The 19,657-nt window shown below is 48.4% G+C and carries 9 protein-coding genes; 8 read left to right on the top strand and 1 reads right to left on the bottom strand.

What is annotated here, in order from left to right; genetic code table 11:
- Positions 1-198: 198 nt before the first annotated feature.
- The 8 genes from ACO4R2_RS04625 (at position 199) to ACO4R2_RS04590 (ending at position 19,372) form a co-directional block, all read left to right on the top strand.
- The gene (locus ACO4R2_RS04625) at positions 199-2,043 is read left to right on the top strand and encodes a glycoside hydrolase family 13 protein (protein WP_484769375.1); all 1,845 of its coding nucleotides are present in this window, start codon (positions 199-201) and stop codon (positions 2,041-2,043) included.
- A gap of 669 nt (positions 2,044-2,712) precedes the next feature.
- On the top strand, positions 2,713-4,887 hold the full coding sequence (locus ACO4R2_RS04620; RefSeq protein ID WP_484769365.1) for a glycoside hydrolase family 97 protein: 2,175 nt from the start codon (positions 2,713-2,715) through the stop codon (positions 4,885-4,887).
- 108 nt (positions 4,888-4,995) lie between these two features.
- The gene (locus ACO4R2_RS04615; protein ID WP_484769364.1) at positions 4,996-8,106 is read left to right on the top strand and encodes a SusC/RagA family TonB-linked outer membrane protein; all 3,111 of its coding nucleotides are present in this window, start codon (positions 4,996-4,998) and stop codon (positions 8,104-8,106) included.
- A gap of 19 nt (positions 8,107-8,125) precedes the next feature.
- The gene (locus tag ACO4R2_RS04610) at positions 8,126-9,766 is read left to right on the top strand and encodes a RagB/SusD family nutrient uptake outer membrane protein (protein WP_315090092.1); all 1,641 of its coding nucleotides are present in this window, start codon (positions 8,126-8,128) and stop codon (positions 9,764-9,766) included.
- Between the two features lie 85 nt (positions 9,767-9,851).
- Positions 9,852-11,048 carry a SusE domain-containing protein gene (locus tag ACO4R2_RS04605; protein ID WP_484769363.1) on the top strand — a complete coding sequence of 399 codons (1,197 nt, stop codon included), beginning with the start codon at positions 9,852-9,854 and terminating at the stop codon, positions 11,046-11,048.
- Positions 11,049-11,135: 87 nt separating this feature from the next.
- Positions 11,136-12,536: an Outer membrane protein SusF domain-containing protein gene (locus tag ACO4R2_RS04600; RefSeq protein ID WP_484769362.1), complete on the top strand. Its 1,401-nt coding sequence runs from the start codon at positions 11,136-11,138 to the stop codon at positions 12,534-12,536.
- 139 nt (positions 12,537-12,675) lie between these two features.
- Entirely contained in the window at positions 12,676-14,112 is a 1,437-nt protein-coding gene (locus ACO4R2_RS04595) for an alpha-amylase family glycosyl hydrolase (RefSeq protein WP_484769361.1), read from the top strand.
- 751 nt (positions 14,113-14,863) lie between these two features.
- Positions 14,864-19,372: a discoidin domain-containing protein gene (locus ACO4R2_RS04590; protein WP_484769360.1), complete on the top strand. Its 4,509-nt coding sequence runs from the start codon at positions 14,864-14,866 to the stop codon at positions 19,370-19,372.
- A 102-nt stretch (positions 19,373-19,474) separates the two neighbouring features.
- Here ACO4R2_RS04590 and ACO4R2_RS04585 read toward each other — a convergent pair.
- On the bottom strand, positions 19,475-19,657 hold a 183-nt coding region (locus tag ACO4R2_RS04585), incomplete at its 5' end, for a hypothetical protein (protein ID WP_484769359.1).

Raw genomic sequence — 19,657 nt, 5'->3', positions numbered from 1 at the left:
AATTTTCAGAAAAGAACCAAATAGAAGTATCTTTCTTTCCTAAATGACTTCCTAAAAAAGGAATAGATATAAAATGTATTGTGCTGATTTATAATTGGATAATATAAATTATGACTTATATTTAATTTTTATTACCTTGTTGAGGCTCATGAAAAGATATATCTTTGCAAAGTACGAAAACACGCGTTGGAGAAAATGATGAAAACAATACGCTACATATTGAGTGCTATTTGCTGTGCTGTTTTTCCGATAGCAGGAATTTGTGCAACAGTATTGGATAAAGTGCAACCCAGTTTTTGGTGGGCAGGCATGAAGAATCCCGAACTGCAGATACTGCTGCATGGAAACCAGATAGGAAGTAGTGAAGTTTCGCTGACTTCGAAGGATATAACGATAAATCGTGTTGTTCGTCCCGAGAACGCCAACTACCTTATATTATATGTCAATACGGCAACGGCTGCACCTCAGAAATTTACTATAGAACTCAAGCAGAACGGTAAGACCACGAAAGTGCCTTACGAACTCAAGCAACGCACAGCGCAATCCCACCAAACGTGGGATGCCCATGATGTTGTTTATTTGTTGATGCCAGATCGTTTCTGTGATGGTAATCCGCGCAACAATGTAGTCAAAGGGCTACGAGAGCAAGATTGTAATCCTCAAAATCCTGATGCTCGCCACGGTGGCGACATTGCGGGTATTCGGCAGCATCTCGATTATTTTTCCGATTTAGGCGTAACGATGCTTTGGATAACCCCACTGCTCATAAATGATATGCCGAATTTCTCTTACCACGGTTATGCCATCACCGACTATTACCAGATAGATCCGCGCTATGGTTCGAATGAGGAATATCGTGATTTAGTGGCAGCTGCCCACAATAAGGGGTTGAAAGTGATGCAGGATATGGTTTTCAACCACTGTGGCTCTAAGAACTTCCTTTTTACAGATCGCCCCGACGATAGCTGGTTTAATAACAATTCTCGCTATGTTCAAACCACTTATCGCACGGCTTCCGTGAGTGATCCCCACGTTTCGCAGTCTGATATGGCTTTGGCGCAAGATGGCTGGTTTGTGGAATCCATGCCCGACTTAAATCAGCGGAATCCCGATGTTATGAAATATCTCATCCAGAATAGCATCTTTTGGATAGAATATGCAGGTATTGATGGAATTCGTCAGGACACGTACCCTTATGCTGACCGCCAAGCCATGGCGCGCTGGTGTAAGGAAATCGATGCTCAGTATCCAGGGTTTAACATCGTTGGTGAAACGTGGATCAACAATAATGTAGGCGTCTCTTACTGGCAGAAAGATAGTAAACTGGTAGGGAGCGACAATTCCGAATTGCCCACTGTGATGGACTTTCCTTTGATGGCGCTGCTCAACCAAGTGTGCGACCAAGAGACCAACGTATGGGATAGCGGCATGGCTCGTATCTACGACTATCTCACACAGGATATTGTGTTTGCAGACCCCATGCACCTATTGATATTCCTCGAAAATCACGATACGGATCGTTTCAATTCTACCCCCGAAAAAGCACAGAACTTCAAGCGTTACCGTCAAGCACTCACACTTTTGCTCACATTGCGCGGTATTCCCCAAATCTACTATGGTACGGAGTTAGCCATGTCGGGCAACAAGTCGAAAGGCGATGGCACACTGCGCCAAGATTTCCCCATAAGAGTTTTCGATGCTGCCAAGCGCACTCCGCTCGAACAGAAATATTATGATTTCACGCGCCGCTTGCTGCAATGGCGGAAAACGAGCGAGGCAATAGGGCAGGGAAAGCTTATTCATTTTCCCCCTCGCGATGGAGTGTACGTTTATAGTCGTATCCACAATGGGCAGGTAGTAACGGTGCTCATCAATGGTATGGATGAACCACGCGAGGTAGACCTTACGCCTTTCAGTCAGGTACTTCCAGCAAAGTCGGCTTATGATTTGGTGCATGAAAAGGAAGTCAGGCTCGATGGAATAGTCCATCTGGACGGCCGCGACGAAATGATATTAGATTTTTCACCTATACAAAATAGGTGAGATCTCTTTAGATAGCAGTTTTTGTGTATTTGATGTAATCAGTAATAGGTAATTTTACGCTCAGTGGGTCGTGTCTCTGTGAAGAGGCGCGACCTCGTTTGTTTTTCTACTTCTTTGTAAGGGCTGTACTTTTCCTTATTGTATTTTTTGCTACAATAAGGCTGCCAGCTGACACAATAAGGCTATCGGCTGACAGTCTTATTGTAATCACAAGCCGTTCGATACTTATTGTAGATTCCCTTTCTTTCTCTGAAGCATTCATTCTTTTCTTACGCTATGAAAGCGAGAAAGCTTTATATCTTGATAATGCTATTTGAGCATATCAATGCTGCATGAGGGAGTTTGATAATAGAATTCATTTTTTTCTTTATGATATTCACGGAAAAGTTGCAAAAAACTTGTGATATTATCTTTGTTTTTATTGTTTTTAAGGCTTAATTGCAAACTCTGCTTGATAAATTGACTTATAAAATAAGCCCCGACAAAGATAGCTAACTGTCAGAAAATGAATAAAATAATGTTTTTATAGACTTCACAAAAGTTTCGAATAAATATTTCTCCATGTTAATGAATGTTTTTTCATTATATCTTTGCACCAATTAAAGTAGTGGAAAGTTTAGAACGCCTGTTTCCTTAACTGCTTATAGAATTACGCAAAAATAGAATTTTATGAAACGTACATTCCTGATTCTGTCACTTATCGCTCTGGCCCTTTTGCCATTGCAAGCCCAACAACTCATTTCGCCGAATGGTAAGTTTGTGATGAACTTCTCGCTCGACGCTTCAGGGCGTCCCACTTATGATTTGACCTTTAAGGGAAAAACTGTGGTGAAACCCTCCAAGCTTGGTTTAGAACTAAAGCAGGAAGATCCAAACAACTCTACGGATTTCGGCGTTATGGTGAACAAGCCTTCCGAAGAGGTTATCCGCAAGGCCGACCTTATGACAGGTTTCAGTATCGTTAGTACGCGCACTTCCACCTTTGATGAAACATGGAAACCCGTATGGGGAGAGGAATCTTCCATACGCAATCATTACAATGAGTTGGAGGTGACGCTCAATCAGCCCAAGAATGATCGTTTCATTGTTTTGCGCTTTCGCTTGTTCGACGATGGTCTTGGTTTCCGTTATGAGTTTCCCGAGCAGAAGAATCTGACCTATTTCGTGGTGAAAGAAGAACATTCGCAGTTTGCCATGACCGGAGACCATACCGCCTTTTGGATTCCTGGCGACTACGATACGCAAGAATACGAAACCGTTGTTTCAAAGTTGAGCGAGATTCGCGCGAAGATGCGCGAGGCTATTACGCCCAACTCCTCTCAGACACCTATTGGTCCTACAGCAGTTCAGACAGCTCTCCAGCTCAAAACAGCCGACGGACTTTATATCAACCTTCATGAGGCAGCCTGCATCAACTATTCCACGATGCACCTCAACCTCGACGATAAGACAATGACTTTTGAGAGTTGGCTCACTCCTGATGCCCGCGGAGACAAGGGCTACTTGCAAGCGCCTTGCACATCGCCTTGGCGCACAATCATTGTGGGCGAAAAGGCTACTGATATATTGGCTTCTCGCATGACGCTGAACCTAAATGAGCCTTGCAAGCTGGAAGACACTAGTTGGATACACCCTATTAAATATATGGGTGTTTGGTGGGAGATGATTACTGGCAAAAGCTCATGGGCTTATACCGATGATTTTCCTTCAGTGAAAATTGGTGAGACCGACTATGCAAAAGCACGCCCCAATGGTCGTCATGCAGCCAATACGGCCAATGTGAAACGTTACATCGACTTTGCGGCGGCCAATGGTTTCCAAGGACTCCTTGTTGAGGGTTGGAATGAAGGTTGGGAGGACTGGTACGGCCACGAAAAAGATCACGTCTTCGACTTCGTTACGCCGTATCCCGATTTCGACGTGAAAGCTATCCACGAATACGCCAAAGCTCGCGGGGTGGAAATGATTATGCACCACGAAACAAGTGCTTCTGCACGCAACTATGAGCGCTATATCGACACCGCTTATCAATTTATGGTGGACAATGGTTATCACTCCGTCAAGAGTGGTTATGTGGGCAATATCCTCCCGCGTGGCGAACACCACTACGGGCAATGGATGAACAACCACTACCTCTATGCCCTCAAGAAAGCAGCAGACTATCGCATTATGGTAAATGCCCACGAGGCTACGCGCCCCACAGGGCTTTGCCGTACTTATCCCAATCTCATAGGCAACGAGAGTGCCCGTGGTACGGAGTATGAAGCGATGGGGGGAAATTCTGTAAATCATACAACCATCCTGCCTTTCACTCGCTTGATTGGTGGCCCGATGGACTATACACCAGGTATCTTCGAAATGGATTGTTCCAAATTGAATCCAACCAATCATAGCTATTGCCGCTCTACGCTGGCTCGACAGTTGGCACTGTATGTAGCGATGTACAGTCCGCTCCAAATGGCTGCTGATGTACCCGAACACTATCAAGCCCACATGGATGCTTTCCAATTCATCAAAGATGTGGCTGTGGATTGGGATGAAAGCCGCTATCTTGAGGCAGAACCGGGTGACTACATCACGATTGCCCGCAAGGCCAAGGGCTCTGAAAATTGGTTTGTAGGTTGCACAGCTGGCGACAACGGCCACACGTCCAACCTCGACTTCTCTTTCCTCGTACCTGGTAAGAAATATGAAGCCACTATTTATTGTGATGCTAAAAATGCCAGTTGGGACAAAAATCCTGCGGCTTATACCATCACAAAGAAGACCATTACTAACAAAACGAAACTGACACTTCGCGCAGCCAGTGGTGGCGGCTTTGCCATTAGCATTATTGCAAAATAAAGCAACTCAAAATGTGTTCGGCAGTAGAACTTTCAAAGCAGTCAGTATCTTATGGCGAACTATAAAACAGAATAATTCATCTAATTTATATAACCTAACAATACTAACATGAGTAAGAAGTTGAACTTCAGATTTCTGTTGCTGTTGGTGGCAGGAATCTTTCTCTCTCTCAACGTAGTGGCACAGACCATTACGGTGAAGGGACATGTACAGGACACTGATGGTCATCCGGTGGTATTTGCCAGTGTGACCTCTGTGAATCCTAAAGCGCTTACAAATACAGACGCCGCGGGTAACTTTACCATTAAGGCTCAGCAGGGCAGCAAGCTTCGCGTGTCTTATATTGGCTATAAGTCGGCCGATGTTGTAGCAGCTCCAACGGTGACTGTCGTACTTGAAGACAACAGTACACTGAACGAAGCTGTTGTCATCGGTTACGGTGTGGCTAAGAAATCAGATGTGACGGGTTCTGTAATGTCTATCAAGCCAGACAGCAAGAACAAAGGTTTGGTTGTTAACCCGCAGGACCTCATCCAAGGTAAGGTGGCCGGCGTTTCCGTTACTTCCGCTGGTGGTACTCCTGGTGGTGGTGCAACCATCCGTATTCGTGGCGGTTCGTCACTGAATGCCAGCAACGATCCGCTGATTGTCATCGACGGTGTGGCTATGGATAACCAAGGTGTGAAAGGTCTTGCCAATCCGCTCTCTATGGTGAATCCGCAGGACATCGAAAGCTTCAACATCCTGAAGGATGCTTCTGCAACGGCCATCTATGGTAGCCGTGGTTCTAACGGTGTTATCATTATCACCACTAAGAAAGGTGCTCGCGGTCAGGCTCCGAAAGTCTCCTACGCTGGTAGCGTGACGATGAGTACGAAGAAAAAGACCCTGAAAGTGATGAACGGTGATGAGTTCCGCGCTTTTGTGAAAAAATACTACGGTGAAAACAGTGAGCCGGCACAAGCTTTGGGTACGGCCAATACTGACTGGCAGAAAGAGATTTATCGCACGGCTTGGAGTCACGACCACAATGTGACGCTCTCTGGTTCACTCAAGTGGATGCCTTACCGCGTTTCTCTGGGATATACCGATCAGCAAGGTATTCTCAAGACTTCAGATTTCCGCCGCTATACTGCAGCTTTGAATCTGAGCCCTTCTTTCCTTGACGATCATCTCACGATGAACTTGAGTGCAAAAGGCATGTATGCAGAAAGCCAATATGCCAACGGTAGTGCTGTAGGTGCTGCGCTCTGGATGGATCCTACGCAGTCAATCTATGATACAAAATCGGCCGATGCGGCTAATTTCCACAACTACTTCCAATGGCGCACTACGGGTGCCTCTCTGGGCGATCCGACTTGGCCTAACGCTTGGAACAATCTGGCTACGGCCAATCCTGTTGCTTTGTTGAAGCTCATGGACGATAAGGCGCGCAGCCGTTCTTTTATTGGTAACGCTGAGTTCAACTATAAGGTGCATGGCTTTGAAGACCTTCGTCTTCACATGAACTTAGGTGCTGATGTTTCTCAAGGAAAACAAACTACAATCAAGCCTGCTGGTTATCCTTCAGAAGACGGTCGCCAGACTTACTATTATGGCTACAACGGCTGGGATAAGATTTTGAAGCGCAATCTCTCTTTCAATGCTTACGCCCAGTACTATAAAGATCTCAACGATAGTCACCACTTCGACGTGATGGCTGGTTACGAATGGCAACACTTCTGGAGAAGTCAGCATTCCTTGACGTGGGGCAAATATCCTACTACCAATCCTAACTACGCTACTCTGCAGGCTAAACAGGTGGCAGAGGGACTCATTGCTGCAGGCGAAGCTCCGCTCTACAATCGTTCTCCCTACGACTACAAGACAGAGAACTATCTCGTGAGCTTCTTCGGTCGCGCGAACTATTCTTATAAAGATCGTTATCTCTTCACGGCAACGTTGCGCGATGATGGTTCTTCTCGTTTCAAAGACCATTGGGCACTCTTCCCTTCTTTCGCTTTCGCATGGAAGGCTAAGAACGAACCGTTCTTGACGAATGTTGAAAAGATTTCCGATTTGAAGCTCCGACTTGGTTATGGTCAGACGGGTCAGCAGGAAGGTATCGGCGACTATAATTACTTCGCTGTTTACGGTATCAATAAAGGTACGTCCAGCTTCTATCCCATTACGCGCCGCGATGGTAAACCTTACGGTGTACTCAACCGTCCAGATGCTTACGACCCTAACCTGAAGTGGGAAACTACCACTACTTATAATGCAGGTGTAGACTTAGGTTTCCTCAACAACCGCTTGACGGCATCTATCGACTACTATTACCGCAAGACAACAGACTTGCTCAATCGCGCATACGTTGCAGCGGGTACTAACTTTAAGAACACTGTGATGACGAACATCGGTTCACTCAAGAACACAGGTTTCGAACTTGCTCTCGACTACAAAGCCATCCAAACAGACGACTGGTTCTGGGACATCAACCTCAACGCTACATACAACCAAAACAAAATCACAGAACTTATCGGTGGCGACAAGAACTACTATGTTGCAGTAGGTGGTATCTCTGCTGGAACTGGTTTTAACGCCCAAGCACACACTGTTGGCAAGCCTGCCTTCTCCTACTACGTTTATCAGCAGGTTTACGGCAAGGACGGCAAGCCCATTTCGGGCGTTGTAGTCGACCGCAATGGTGACGGACAAATCACTGAAGCCGACAAGTATTTCTACAAGAGCCCGATGGCTCCTTGGACGTTTGGTCTCTCTTCCCGTCTCTCCTATAAGGAATGGGATTTGAGCTTCACGCTCCGTGCTAATGTTGGCAACTACGTTTACAACAACTACGATGCTGCTTCCTCTGACCTTTCTGCTGTTTGGTCTTCTTCGAAGTTCTTGAGCAACCGTCCGCTGGAAGCTATCAACCGCGGTTGGGCGTCTACCGAAGAACACGCAGTTTTGTCCGACCACTTTGTTCAGAACGGTTCTTTCTTGAAGTGCGACAACATCACATTGGGCTATAACTTCACGAACTTTTTCTGTATGCGCCACTACTCTGGTCTGAGCGGCCGTCTCTACTTGGCAGCTTCCAACGTCTTTACCATTACGAAGTATAAAGGTATCGACCCCGAAGTTTTCAAAACTGGTTTAGGGGCAACACCTGGTATCGACAGCGACATTTATCCACGTCCTTTCAGCCTCACGCTGGGTCTGAACCTCAACTTCTAATTTAATAAGGAATTCGATTATGAAAAGAAATATCAAAACTATGCTGTCTCTGTCGGCCTTTGCGTTGACATTGAGCATGAGCTCTTGCGTCGGAGATTTGGACGTGAAGCCTATCGATCCGAACCTGAATACAAAGGTGGATGTTGAGGCACTCTTTAATAAGTGTTTTGCCAACTTGGGTATCTCTGGTAACGGCAGTTCCGACGACGATTGCGACGTTGACCGTATCGATGGCGGTACGTCAGGATTTGTTCGCCAGCTCTTCAATTCTAATGAGTTGCCCACTGATGAAGCCATTTGCCTTTGGGGCGACCCCGGTATCGCTGATTTTACCAATAATTCTTATGATGGTGCTAACCCGATGCTCCGAGGTTTCTATTATCGCCTCTATTTCGGTGTGTCGATGTGCAACCAGTATCTTGCTGAAGCCGGCACCTACAATGCGCAGATGACGGCCGAAGTGCGTTGGCTCCGCGCCCTCTACTATTACTATTTGATGGACAACTTCGGTAATATTCCGTTCTCTACCGCAGTTACATCCGTTAAGCCTCCTCGCTATACGCGTGCTCAAGTCTATGAATTTATTGAGAAAGAACTTCTCGAAATAGAACCGCAGTTGTCTGATGCTAAAGCAAAGACCTCGACCGACGAAGGTTATGGACGTCCCGATAAAGCTGCTAACTGGCTGCTGCTTTCCCGCCTCTACCTCAATGCAGAGGTTTACACCGGAACGGCACAGTGGGCAAAGGCAAAGGAATATGCCAAGAAAGTCATGGACTCTTCTTATAAATTGAACACGACAGGCCGCAACGGTTGGAGCGCCTACCAGATGCTCTTCATGGGCGATAATGGCGAGAGCAGTGCAGCTCAGGAAGCTGTGATGCCAGTACTCCAAGATGGTATGCTGACTACCAGCTGGGCATGTTCTCTCTTCTTGATGGCATCTACCTACGACAATACCATGCACCCCTATGCAGCTAATGTTGACGGCGCAGCCACTAATGGTACTACGCTGGCTTGGGCTGGTAATCGTGCACGTCCCAATCTGGTGGCACAGTTCTTCAATGGCAATGCCAGTGCTTGTCCGCTCTCAACAACAAAGGATATCATCGCAGCTGCCAAGGACGACCGCGCACTCTTCTGGGGCGACGGTCGCACGGTGGACGTGACGTCGAACACTACGAATGACTTCAAGAAGGGACTCTCTGTTACGAAGTTCACCAACTTCTATTCTTCCTCCACTACAGGTGCTGGCGCGAGCAACGTTCAGTTCCCCGATGCCGACTTCTTCCTGATGCGTGCAGCTGAGGCTTATCTGACTTATGGTGAAGCCGATGCCCGCTTGAACGGAGGTAAGACTTCCACCGAAGGAACGAATGCGATCAACGCTCTCCGCAAGCGTGCCAATGCTAAGACGCAGTCGTTCTACAATCTGAATGACATCATCAGCGAATGGTCTCGTGAATTCTTCTTTGAAGGCCGTCGCCGTATGGATTTGATTCGTTTCGGTCTCTATGGAGGTAACTCCTCTTACGTTTGGTCTTGGAAGGGTGGTACGCAAGCTGGTCGCAATTTCGCTGCCACGCGCAATCTCTTCGACATTCCTACGAAGGATTTGAATGCAAATCCCAACCTCAAACACAACGAAGGTTATAATTGATAAATAAAGTCTGTGTGCTATGAGCCAAAAGGCTCGTCCCCGCGGCTTGTAGCACGCCACTTTTCATTTTAATAAAGAAATCATTATGAAAAAATATTTTAAGTCAGCATTGCTGCTTCTTTGCAGCGTTTGCCTCTTCGCTGCTTGTGCGGACGATAATGATTCAAATCCTACGCTGAAAATTCCGGAGACATTTGTGCTTAACACGCCAAACTATGCCGGCTATACCGTGGATTTGAAATCAACGACCGACTCGCTTTCTTTCTCTTGGTCACAGCCCGACTTTGGTGGCTTCCCCGTTGCGGCACATTATATGGTGCAAGTATCTAAGGGCGATAGTTTCAAAGTATCACAAGAACAGGCCGATGCCGACCAAACCGGTGCTAAAAAGGCCGACTATGCCAACCTCTCAAGTGTACTCACCGATTGCAAGTATAAATACTCCGCTGAAGACCTCGACAAGCTCATCGAACAACTCAACGGCTGGGATGAGACAAATATTCCCAGCAAAGCAAATGTCTTTGTGCGCGTGATGTCCTATATCCCCACATCCACTGGTACAACCGATACGGTCTACTCCAATGTGGTGAAGCTCAATGTAGCTCCTTACTATGTAATGCTCAAGGCTGCCGAGCCCGAACTCTGGTATCTCATCGGCGCTTGTATTGGTGATGGTAAATGGACCAATAGTGCCGACGCTGTCGGAAAGAGTATGATTCCGATGTATGTAGCTCCCGATCAGACTTACAACGCGAAGACCGGTAAGGGCATTATCGAATACGTCGGCTATCTCACCACGGCAGGCTTCAAAGTAGTGAAAACTCCAGGTAGTTGGGATGACCAATTGGGTTCTTCTGATGGCGCTCTGACCATTGTTCATAACGATGGCGGTTCTTCCAACATCTGTGTTCCTTCAGATGGATACTACAAGATTACGCTCAATACAGAAAACTATAGCATGACTGTAGTTCCTTATACTCAGGCTGTTTCCACCTATCCGCAGATGCTCATTGCTGGCGACTTCAACGGTTGGGGCACTTCAACGGCGATGACTGCTTGCGCATCCAGCAATAACCACGACTGGTTCTACGATCTTGATACCTCTGCCGATAAGACTACGGCGAAGTTCCTCACTGATAGCAGTTGGTCAACCAACTGGGGTGGCAACGACTTCCCGCGCGGTGCAGGGGCTAAAGGTGGAGCAAACATCCCTGTAGATGCTGGTAAGTATCGCGTCTTCTTCAACGACATCACAGGTGTCTATATGTTCATGGCTAAGTAATTATTGTTTTGTATGCTGCAAGGGCTGGCAAGCGGAATGCTCCGCTGCCAGCACCGCGCAGTTCAAAAAAACTAAAAACGCATAAGTATGAAAAAAGTACTGTTTACAATGGGGCTGGCTTTGCTCTTTGCTGGTTGCTCCGATGATTATACGGACTGGGCACAACCGAAGCAGAACGCCCAAGAGGCAGCTCTTTCTGCCGCGCTCAATATAGAGCCCGCTGCAGCTATCGACTATGCCAACGTAACGACCGATTCTGTCTCTATCTATAAGGCAACTTTCACGGCCGAGAAAGCCTCTGAACCTACTTATAAGGTTTGTTTGAAGAACGCTGCGGCTACCGATTCTGTCTATCTCAATTCTGATAAGAATGGTAAACTGGCTGCTGCCGACCTCAAGGCTGCTATTGAAAAGCTCTATGGCAAGCGTCCCAACAAGCGCGAGATTCCTACAACGGTCTATGCCTACACCACAATGGGTGGAGCGTCTTTCCGTCTCGATAAGGCTATCACCGTAACGGCTACCCTCGTGGCTCCCGTCATTGAAGACGTTTACTACTTGGTGGGCACAAACTCTCACTGGACTACACCCGTTAAGTTCAACCACAGCACCGAGGACGTCTACGATGATCCTATCTTCACAATGACCGTCCCCGCACCTGTCAAGGCTGATGGTACTCGTGCTGATGCACAGTTTAAGATTGTCCCTGCATCCTGCATGAAAGCCGACGGCTCTGCTGTTGAAAACTGGAACGGTGCTTTAGGCTCCGACACAGAAAACGGTGATACTCGTCTCGAGGCTGGTATGGTGGCTCAGGGCGGTAGCTTCCTTCAGAGAGCTTCTGATGGTGCAAAATACTACACCATTAAGCTGAACATGATGGACTATACCATGACCATCGCTCCGCTCAACTATTCTGAGTATATCTATGCTCCAGGTACCGGCAATAGCTGGACTCCGGCTTCTGCACCTGCTTTGCATTCTGCCAACTTCAATGGCGTCTATGAAGGTTTCGCTTATCTCAAATCAGAGTTTAAGTTCACCAAGCAGCGCAACTGGGACAATGGCGAATACAACTGGAGCAGCTTCACAAGCTATCCTGCGGGTTTCACAGGCGAAGGCACTGGAAACATCAAGGTGGCTACTGCTGGCTACTACAAGATTACAGCCGATGTTCCTTCAGCTAAGTTCGAAGCTATTCCAACCACTTGGGGCATCATTGGTGATGCTACAGCAAAAGGTTGGGACGGCGACGAAGCCATGACATTTAATGAAGCCGATGAGAGCTGGACGATAACGACGACGCTCAAAGCCGGAACGTTCAAGTTCCGCGCTAACGGTAGTTGGGACATCAACTTTGGTGGTAGTGCCAATAATCTCATCCAGAATGGCGATAATCTTTCTGTCGCTGCCGGTACTTACACCATTAAGTTGTACCTCTCTCGCAAGACTGCTAACCACTACTATTGCACGATTACTAAACAGTAAACTCCGGCATGTATTGTTATAACTGATTCTTTCCCCCATCCGGGATTCTCGGGTGGGGGAATTTTCAATTACAGCAAGTTTTCCGTGTTTGCTATTCGTTAGTGATGAAATCAAATATCAATAAAAATACTACGACACAATGAAGAAACGTACACTTCTCCTTTCTTGCTTCGCCCTACTTCTCTGTTCGGCGCGCGCACAAGCGCCGGCCGATTGTCAGGATGTGCTGTTGCAAGGATTCTTTTGGAACTCGCAGCAGCAAACAGGATGGGCACAACTGCTGCCTGCTGTTGATGAAATCGGGCAAAACTTCACGGGCATTTGGTTGCCACCTTCAGCCAATCCCGAGGGAGGTTATACCGTTGGTGGATCAAATGTAGGCTATCATCCGCGCGTGTGGAATGACCAAAACTCTTGTTGGGGAACGGCCGACAATCTGAAAACGCTGATCACGGCCTTCCATAACAAAGGCGTGAAAGTCATTGCCGACATCGTCATCAACCACCGTGCCGGCTATACCGATTGGGCCAACTTCTCGCCCGACAACTTTGGTGCGTATGGCTCTTACCAACTTACGCTGGCCGACATTTGTCGCAACGATGAGGTCAATACCGAGGCTGGAGCAGCCACCTTCCGCGCCACCCATGGCATGGCTACTGGTGCTAATGATACGGGAGAAAACTGGGGTGGCGCGCGAGATCTCGACCACACTTCGGCTAATGTGCAGAACGATGTAAAGGCTTATCTCAACTGGATGAAGGGGGAGATGGGCTACGACGGTTGGCGCTACGACTTTGTGAAAGGTTTCGAAGGAAAATATGTAGGAATCTACAACGACGCATCGCAGCCCTGGCTCAGCGTGGGTGAGTATTGGGATGGCAACTATGATGCCGTCAAAGCCTGGCTGGCTGCTACGGGCTATAAGTCCATGGCGTTCGATTTTCCCCAGAAATATGCAGCACTCAACAACGGTTTGGCCAAGAACAACTACGCCAATATGGCGTGGAAAGAGAATGGCACAACGCCACGCCCTGCTGGTCTCATCCATAACAGCTCAACCAATCGTTATGCAGTTACCTTTGTTGACAACCACGATACTTATCGCGACGACAACAAATACACGGGCAATGTAGCGCAGGCTTATGCCTTTTTGTTGAGTGCTCCCGGCGTGCCCTGCGTCTTTTGGCCGCATTGGGTGGGTAATAAAACGGTCATCAAGAATCAGATTGCTGCCCGCCGTGTGGCTGGTGTGACCTCGCAGAGCAATTGTGAGGTTGTGCGCAGTAGCACCTACTACGAGAGCCGCACCGAAGGCAAAAACGGCACATTGATTTGTCGTATCGGCAACGTAGCCACGATGCCGAAGACTGTACCCGACGGCTACTTCCGTGCCTGCGGCGGCAACAACTGGGCTTTCTATCTGCCCACCGCTTTGCAGTCCGTTTACACTGGTGTGCAAACGCTTACCGTCACACCTCGCAGCGAAACTTCCGTCTACGACCTCCAAGGTCGCCGTGTCAGCACAACACATTCCGGTCTCTATCTCATCAATGGCCAAAAGGTCTTGGTGAAGTGATAGGAGAGGCTCGTCCTAATCTGACTCCTCTGACGAGTCTGACCAGTCGGACTCGTCAGACCCGTCCGATTCGTCTGAAAAATCTCTGCCCCGTTCTATCTCTTCGACCAGTCGGACTCGTCCGACCCGTCCGACTCGTCTGAGCTCCACTGCTTCTCCAATAATCCTCAAACGCCACAAGCTGTGTTCTCTCACAGCCTTGTGGCATTTTTTCGTCTGTCCCTTTCTTTGTAAAAAAAGTTCTTATTATACGGCTTCGAGAATGGCGCGAAATTCAATTTGCTTGATTGCGGGCAGGAATAACGCAGTTTTGGCGCATTATGAAATGGGGATATTTCCCACTTTTCGCGAGATGTTCCAGAATACAATAAGGAAGTTTTCAAACGCAATAAGGTTACCAGCTGACAGCCTTATTGTGTCAGCGGACAGAATAAGGATAAAAGTGCACTTCTTGGTGAAATCCGACAGCTTTTCTGCTTTTTTGAAGGGAATAATAAAGAAATGAATGAGCAGAAAAGCTTTTTCGCTCTATGCCCTAAAGTTTTGCGGAAAAACGAAAGACTTTTTCACATCTATATCTGAAAAACCGAATGTCAAGAATAGGGGCGACAATGTTTTGCTGCGATGTGGGAACAACTGATGCTGAATCCTTTCTTCGCAAAAGCAGTCATTTCTGTTGCAAAAGTTTGTATTTCTTTTTTTTTTTTTTAATTTGCGCCCCGTTACCTATAAAGCAAATTTTTTACATTTCATGAAACTTTTAATCCCTTCTTTATTCTTGGGGTTCAGTGTCTTACTGCCCGTTGGAATGAAGGCGCAGGTAAGTGTGACGCGGACGGCAACGGACGTCAGTATCAGTAATGCTTATCTCGAACGTCATTTCAATATTTCAGGACAACACCTTCGGCCTGGAAAAATGGTCAATAAGCGCACCGCGCCTACTGCTACCTTCACTCCTTCTGCGGGGAGTGAAGAGTTTTCGCTCAATCCTGTCACACAGAAAAAGCAGGTGGGCGGTTTGCTCAACCGCGCTTCCTGGACGATAACCGCCGATGGCTTTACGCCCGAAAATGGCTGCGGAACGCCCGCATCTATTATTGACGGCAATGATGCCACCTATTGGCATTCCAACTATACGGACGCTTCGCTCGCAGAGATGCCCCACTGGTTTCTCGTGGATCTCGGCAGTAGCCAAACGTTCCGCAGTTTCGGCTATACCACGCGCCAAGCAGCCAAATCGGTCAACGGACACGCAAAAGAAATAGAGATACAAGCAGGCGATACTCCCACGGCTCTTACTACGGTCTATTCGGGAACAATGCCTTATAGTCTCAACGAAATTTGGACAAATTTCGGTCACGATATAAAGGCGCGCTACGTTAAAGTAATCGTCAAGAGCAGTTGGAACGGTGCGAAGTTTGCCGCTTGCGGAGAATTCCGCCTGTCTTCAGAAGCGCAGGCTGCTGCCACTGAGATGACAAAGCTTCCCCGTACGGGTTGGACGGCAACGGCCGATTCCTGGTGTCGCGAAAGTGCTACGGTGGGCGATCCCTCTTTGGCCATTGATGGCGATGCCGCAACGCTGTGGCATACCTTCTATTCCGGTCAGCAAGGCAACGGCTCTGCTGCTCTGCCTCATTCTCTAACCATCGACCTCGGGGCAGCTGCCACATTCCGCAGTTTTGGCTATCTGCCACGTTCCGGCTCGGAGGGAGTGCGCTCCAATGGAAATATTGCAGGCTATGAATTCTCCGTGTCCGACAATGGCTCCGACTGGCAGACAGTCAAGACAGGTACACTCGCCTATACGGAGGTGGCCACGGTTTGGACAGACCTCGGCCGCGACATCACAGCGCGCTATGTGCGTCTGACAGAGACCAGCACCGTCAACGGTCGCGAATTTGGCTGTTGTGCAGAGTTCAATCTCTCTACAGACACCGTAGCCGTCCCGCTCCCTACGGCATTCTCCGCTTCTCAAATGACCCTCGACAATGTCAGGGAAGAAAGCATCGACGGAGGTAAGCGTCTCGTCTTTGAGATGAAGCCTTATCAGCACGTGAATCCTGCAGATGGTGTCAGTGCTACGTGGAAGGTCAGCATGGTGGTAGAAATGAAAGAGAAGGACCATTTCCTGCATAAATATCTCCTCATCAGTGCTGCAGACGAGGCTGCTCGCACCACGCCCATCGACTATATCGAAATGGAGAATATGGGCGTTGAGAGCGTGGCAGCTAATCAGCGATGGTCTCACCCAGAAGGTTCCGGCGGTGTGGGAGGTATGAGTGCCTACACGATGAGTCTCGGTCAGCCCTTCTATATCGATGGTCTTTTCTTTGGATCGGAATTTCCGCAAGCCGAGAACGAAATCTCCAACGGCTTTGGCCATTCGCGCTACTACAGCGGGAAATCGCTCAGTAGCATTGCCAAAGACGGCGTTTTCCGTACTTGGCCTAACGTGGAAGGGGCTGCGCGCTCCGTTTCCGAAGTGGGAGTGATCCGTCAGGACTTCTTCTCCTACATTGAGACGATTGCACGCCCCACTAAAGTACGTATGCAGTACAACAGTTGGTACGACTGGATGATGACCATTACGGAAGAGCGCATCAATACCAGTTTCAAACGAATGGAACGCGGTTTCACGCAGCACGGTCTCCGACCGATGGACTCCTATGTTGTGGATGATGGTTGGAACAACTATAACGTGAGCGATACGGAACGTTCCGGCACTACTTCCAACGTGTCTGGTTTCTGGGAATTCAATTCTAAATTCCCCACGGGACTTCAGGGTGCAGCACAGATAGCTCACCGCTATGGTTCCGACTTTGGTATTTGGCTCGGCCCGCGTGGTGGCTACAATTTCAATGCAAGTTGGGGACATTTCCTTGAATCCCACGGTAACGGCACATATAATACGCGTTCGGGCGATGCTGTGACGGGCGACTCTGTCTATGTCTCCAAGCTGCGCGACTTTTTCCTCACCTGCCAAAAGGATTACGGGGTTAATTATTGGAAACTTGATGGTTTCTCCACGGTAGAACCGCAACCCAGCAATAATGGCCGTTATATCACGGGCGGGAAAAATGGCAACTACTATTTTACGGAGCATTGGGAGCGTTGGTACGATGTGTTCCGCGACCTTTACGCCGAGGCCTCCGGTCGTGGTAGCGACCTTTGGCTCAATCTTACTTGCTACGTCAATCCGAGTCCGTGGATTTTGCAGTTCTGCAACAGTGTGTGGATGCAGAATTCCAACGATATGGGACGGGCTGTAGTGGGCGGTCGCAATAGTGAACTCGACAAGCAATTAAGCTATCGCGATGATCGCTACTACGATTTCTACAATGCCAACGGTCTGCAATTTCCCCAGAGCCACATATTCAACCACGACCCTATCTACGGTAAGACGGACTGTATGAGTCCCAATGCTATGTCTGACAATGAGTTCCGTGCCTACCTCTACATGATGGCTACACGTGGTACGGCGTTCTGGGAAATGCTTTATTCTTACAACATGATGGACGAAGGCAACAAATGGCTTATCAATGCCGAAGCCCTCACGTTCATAGACAAGAATTACGAGACACTGCGCAATGCCGTCTACTTTGGCCGCTCGCCGAAGTCGGGCGAAATCTACGGCTACTCTTGCTGGCGTCCCGTGACAACAGGACAACAAGCGGAGGGTATTGTTTCGTTCCGCAATCCGTCAAACACTTCTAAGACTTTCACGTTTACGTTCGACAAAGCGGTAGGAGTTCCCGAAACAGCAAATAATTTGCATGCCGGCCTGATTATGCAATATAGCGGCACACCGGGTGCAGCGACAGCACTGACTTGGACACCTGCTGCCACGACTTACGCATACGGTCAGAATATGCAACTGACGCTCCGTCCGGGTGAGATTCTCGTGCTTCGCTTTGGTGCGGCCGATACCACCCCTGCAACGTTTGCCACGGTGCGCTCTACGGAAGCTCGCAAAGTGGTGGCGCAGTTCTCCGAACCCGTCCGCCCCACAACTTCTGCCTTTGCTCTCTATGATGGAGCAACACTCGTTGGCCAGCCCACAGCGGTTTCCTTATCGGCCGATTATCGCACCGTGACACTCACCTTTGCCAATGCTCTACAAGATAATAAGGCTTACACGCTGAAGGCACAGAATCTTTCGGATTGGAACAATGTTCTCTCTCAGGATGTATCTCCTGTCTTCTATTATAATGCAGGAGGTCTCGTTCTCCGCATAGATTCCACCGCACAATTGCAGCAGGCAGAGACCGTAGCCACGCGTTCGGACCTCCGCGCCGGCGTTCAGTTCTTGGCTTTGGATAAGTCCTATACAGCGGTGAGTGAGAAGACGATAGGTGGGCGCGATGCTTTCACTTTCTCTACACTCGTCCGTACTACTGCTGCCAATACAGTCATAGCACAGCAGGCAGGAGCGTGGAAGTTGGAACTCGTGAATGGAAAACCCGTCTTCAAGGTGGGACATACTACCTTTGCTGCTGACTCTGTGGTGAACGATGGCCGTAACCATCAGATTACTGCTGTGCGCGAGGCAAACGGTATGGTGAAAGTCTATATCGATGGCAATTTGCAGGGCACTGCCTACAATGCTGCTTATGCTGAGGAAGTACTCACGCCAGCTCCTCTTCAATTGGGCGGTACGGCTGGTTTGGAACTGGCAGCTGCCAGCCTCTATGTAGGAGCTGCCGATTACGAGAAAGCAGCAGCCGATGCTTCTGCGGCACTCACGGAGAAATATCTTATCAGTGTGACTGTACCCACAGGACTTGACGTGACGTTCACCCCTAAGGCTGGAGTGACAGCTGCCGGCGAGCAGTTGGTAGCAGCCGTCGCACCGGGAAAAACTGTTTCGGTCAAGGCCGTGGCTCAAGACGGCTTCCGCCTTGCTGGCTACACGAAGGACGGTGTTCAGACAACGCTCAATGCCGGTAGGGATTCGGTTGCAACGGTGTACTTTGCCGCAGTGCGTGCCGACCATAATTTGGTGTTTGTGGTAAAGAAAACCACTGGTATTGCTGAGGCTTCCGCCAACGGTCTGAAGGTGACGACAACGCCAGCAAGCATAGAAGTGACAGGAGCAAGCCCACTCAGCATTCGTGCCTACACATCGGATGGTCGACTGTTGGGGACGGCGAAAGGAACAGACCGAGTTGTGCTCTCCACTACTGCTTGGCCTGCTGGAACCTATATCCTCGACATCATGACAGCTGGAAATTCTAAAACGGTAAAAATCCTGAAATAATCGCTTCAGCGCATCCGGCTTTTTCCTTTTGCCCCATGCGCTTCCACCTTATTCGTCCTGCCGAAGCCCCTCCTTTGTGTGCTTTGGCAGGATTTTTCTTTTTCAAAGCCCTAAAGTTTTTCGCTTTTCTCCAAAAAATAGGGCATCTATATCTGAGATGCCGAATGTTAGGGACAAGGGTAATAACGCTTTGCTGCAATGTGAGCATACTGGGCATAAAGCTCCAAGAATTTTGGCATAAGTGACAAAAAGAGACCTAAAATGGGTCTCTTTTTCTCTTATATG

The organism is Alloprevotella sp. (assembly GCF_057240785.1).
This window is presented reverse-complemented; position numbering and strand designations above follow the sequence as displayed.

What these genes read in the sequence shown, in the direction of transcription:
- ACO4R2_RS04625 (WP_484769375.1), top strand. Translation starts at nt 199, where the DNA reads ATGAAAACAATACGCTACATATTGAGTGCTATTTGCTGTGCTGTTTTT.
- ACO4R2_RS04620 (WP_484769365.1), top strand. Translation starts at nt 2,713, where the DNA reads ATGAAACGTACATTCCTGATTCTGTCACTTATCGCTCTGGCCCTTTTG.
- ACO4R2_RS04615 (WP_484769364.1), top strand. Translation starts at nt 4,996, where the DNA reads ATGAGTAAGAAGTTGAACTTCAGATTTCTGTTGCTGTTGGTGGCAGGA.
- ACO4R2_RS04610 (WP_315090092.1), top strand. Translation starts at nt 8,126, where the DNA reads ATGAAAAGAAATATCAAAACTATGCTGTCTCTGTCGGCCTTTGCGTTG.
- ACO4R2_RS04605 (WP_484769363.1), top strand. Translation starts at nt 9,852, where the DNA reads ATGAAAAAATATTTTAAGTCAGCATTGCTGCTTCTTTGCAGCGTTTGC.
- ACO4R2_RS04600 (WP_484769362.1), top strand. Translation starts at nt 11,136, where the DNA reads ATGAAAAAAGTACTGTTTACAATGGGGCTGGCTTTGCTCTTTGCTGGT.
- ACO4R2_RS04595 (WP_484769361.1), top strand. Translation starts at nt 12,676, where the DNA reads ATGAAGAAACGTACACTTCTCCTTTCTTGCTTCGCCCTACTTCTCTGT.
- ACO4R2_RS04590 (WP_484769360.1), top strand. Translation starts at nt 14,864, where the DNA reads ATGAAACTTTTAATCCCTTCTTTATTCTTGGGGTTCAGTGTCTTACTG.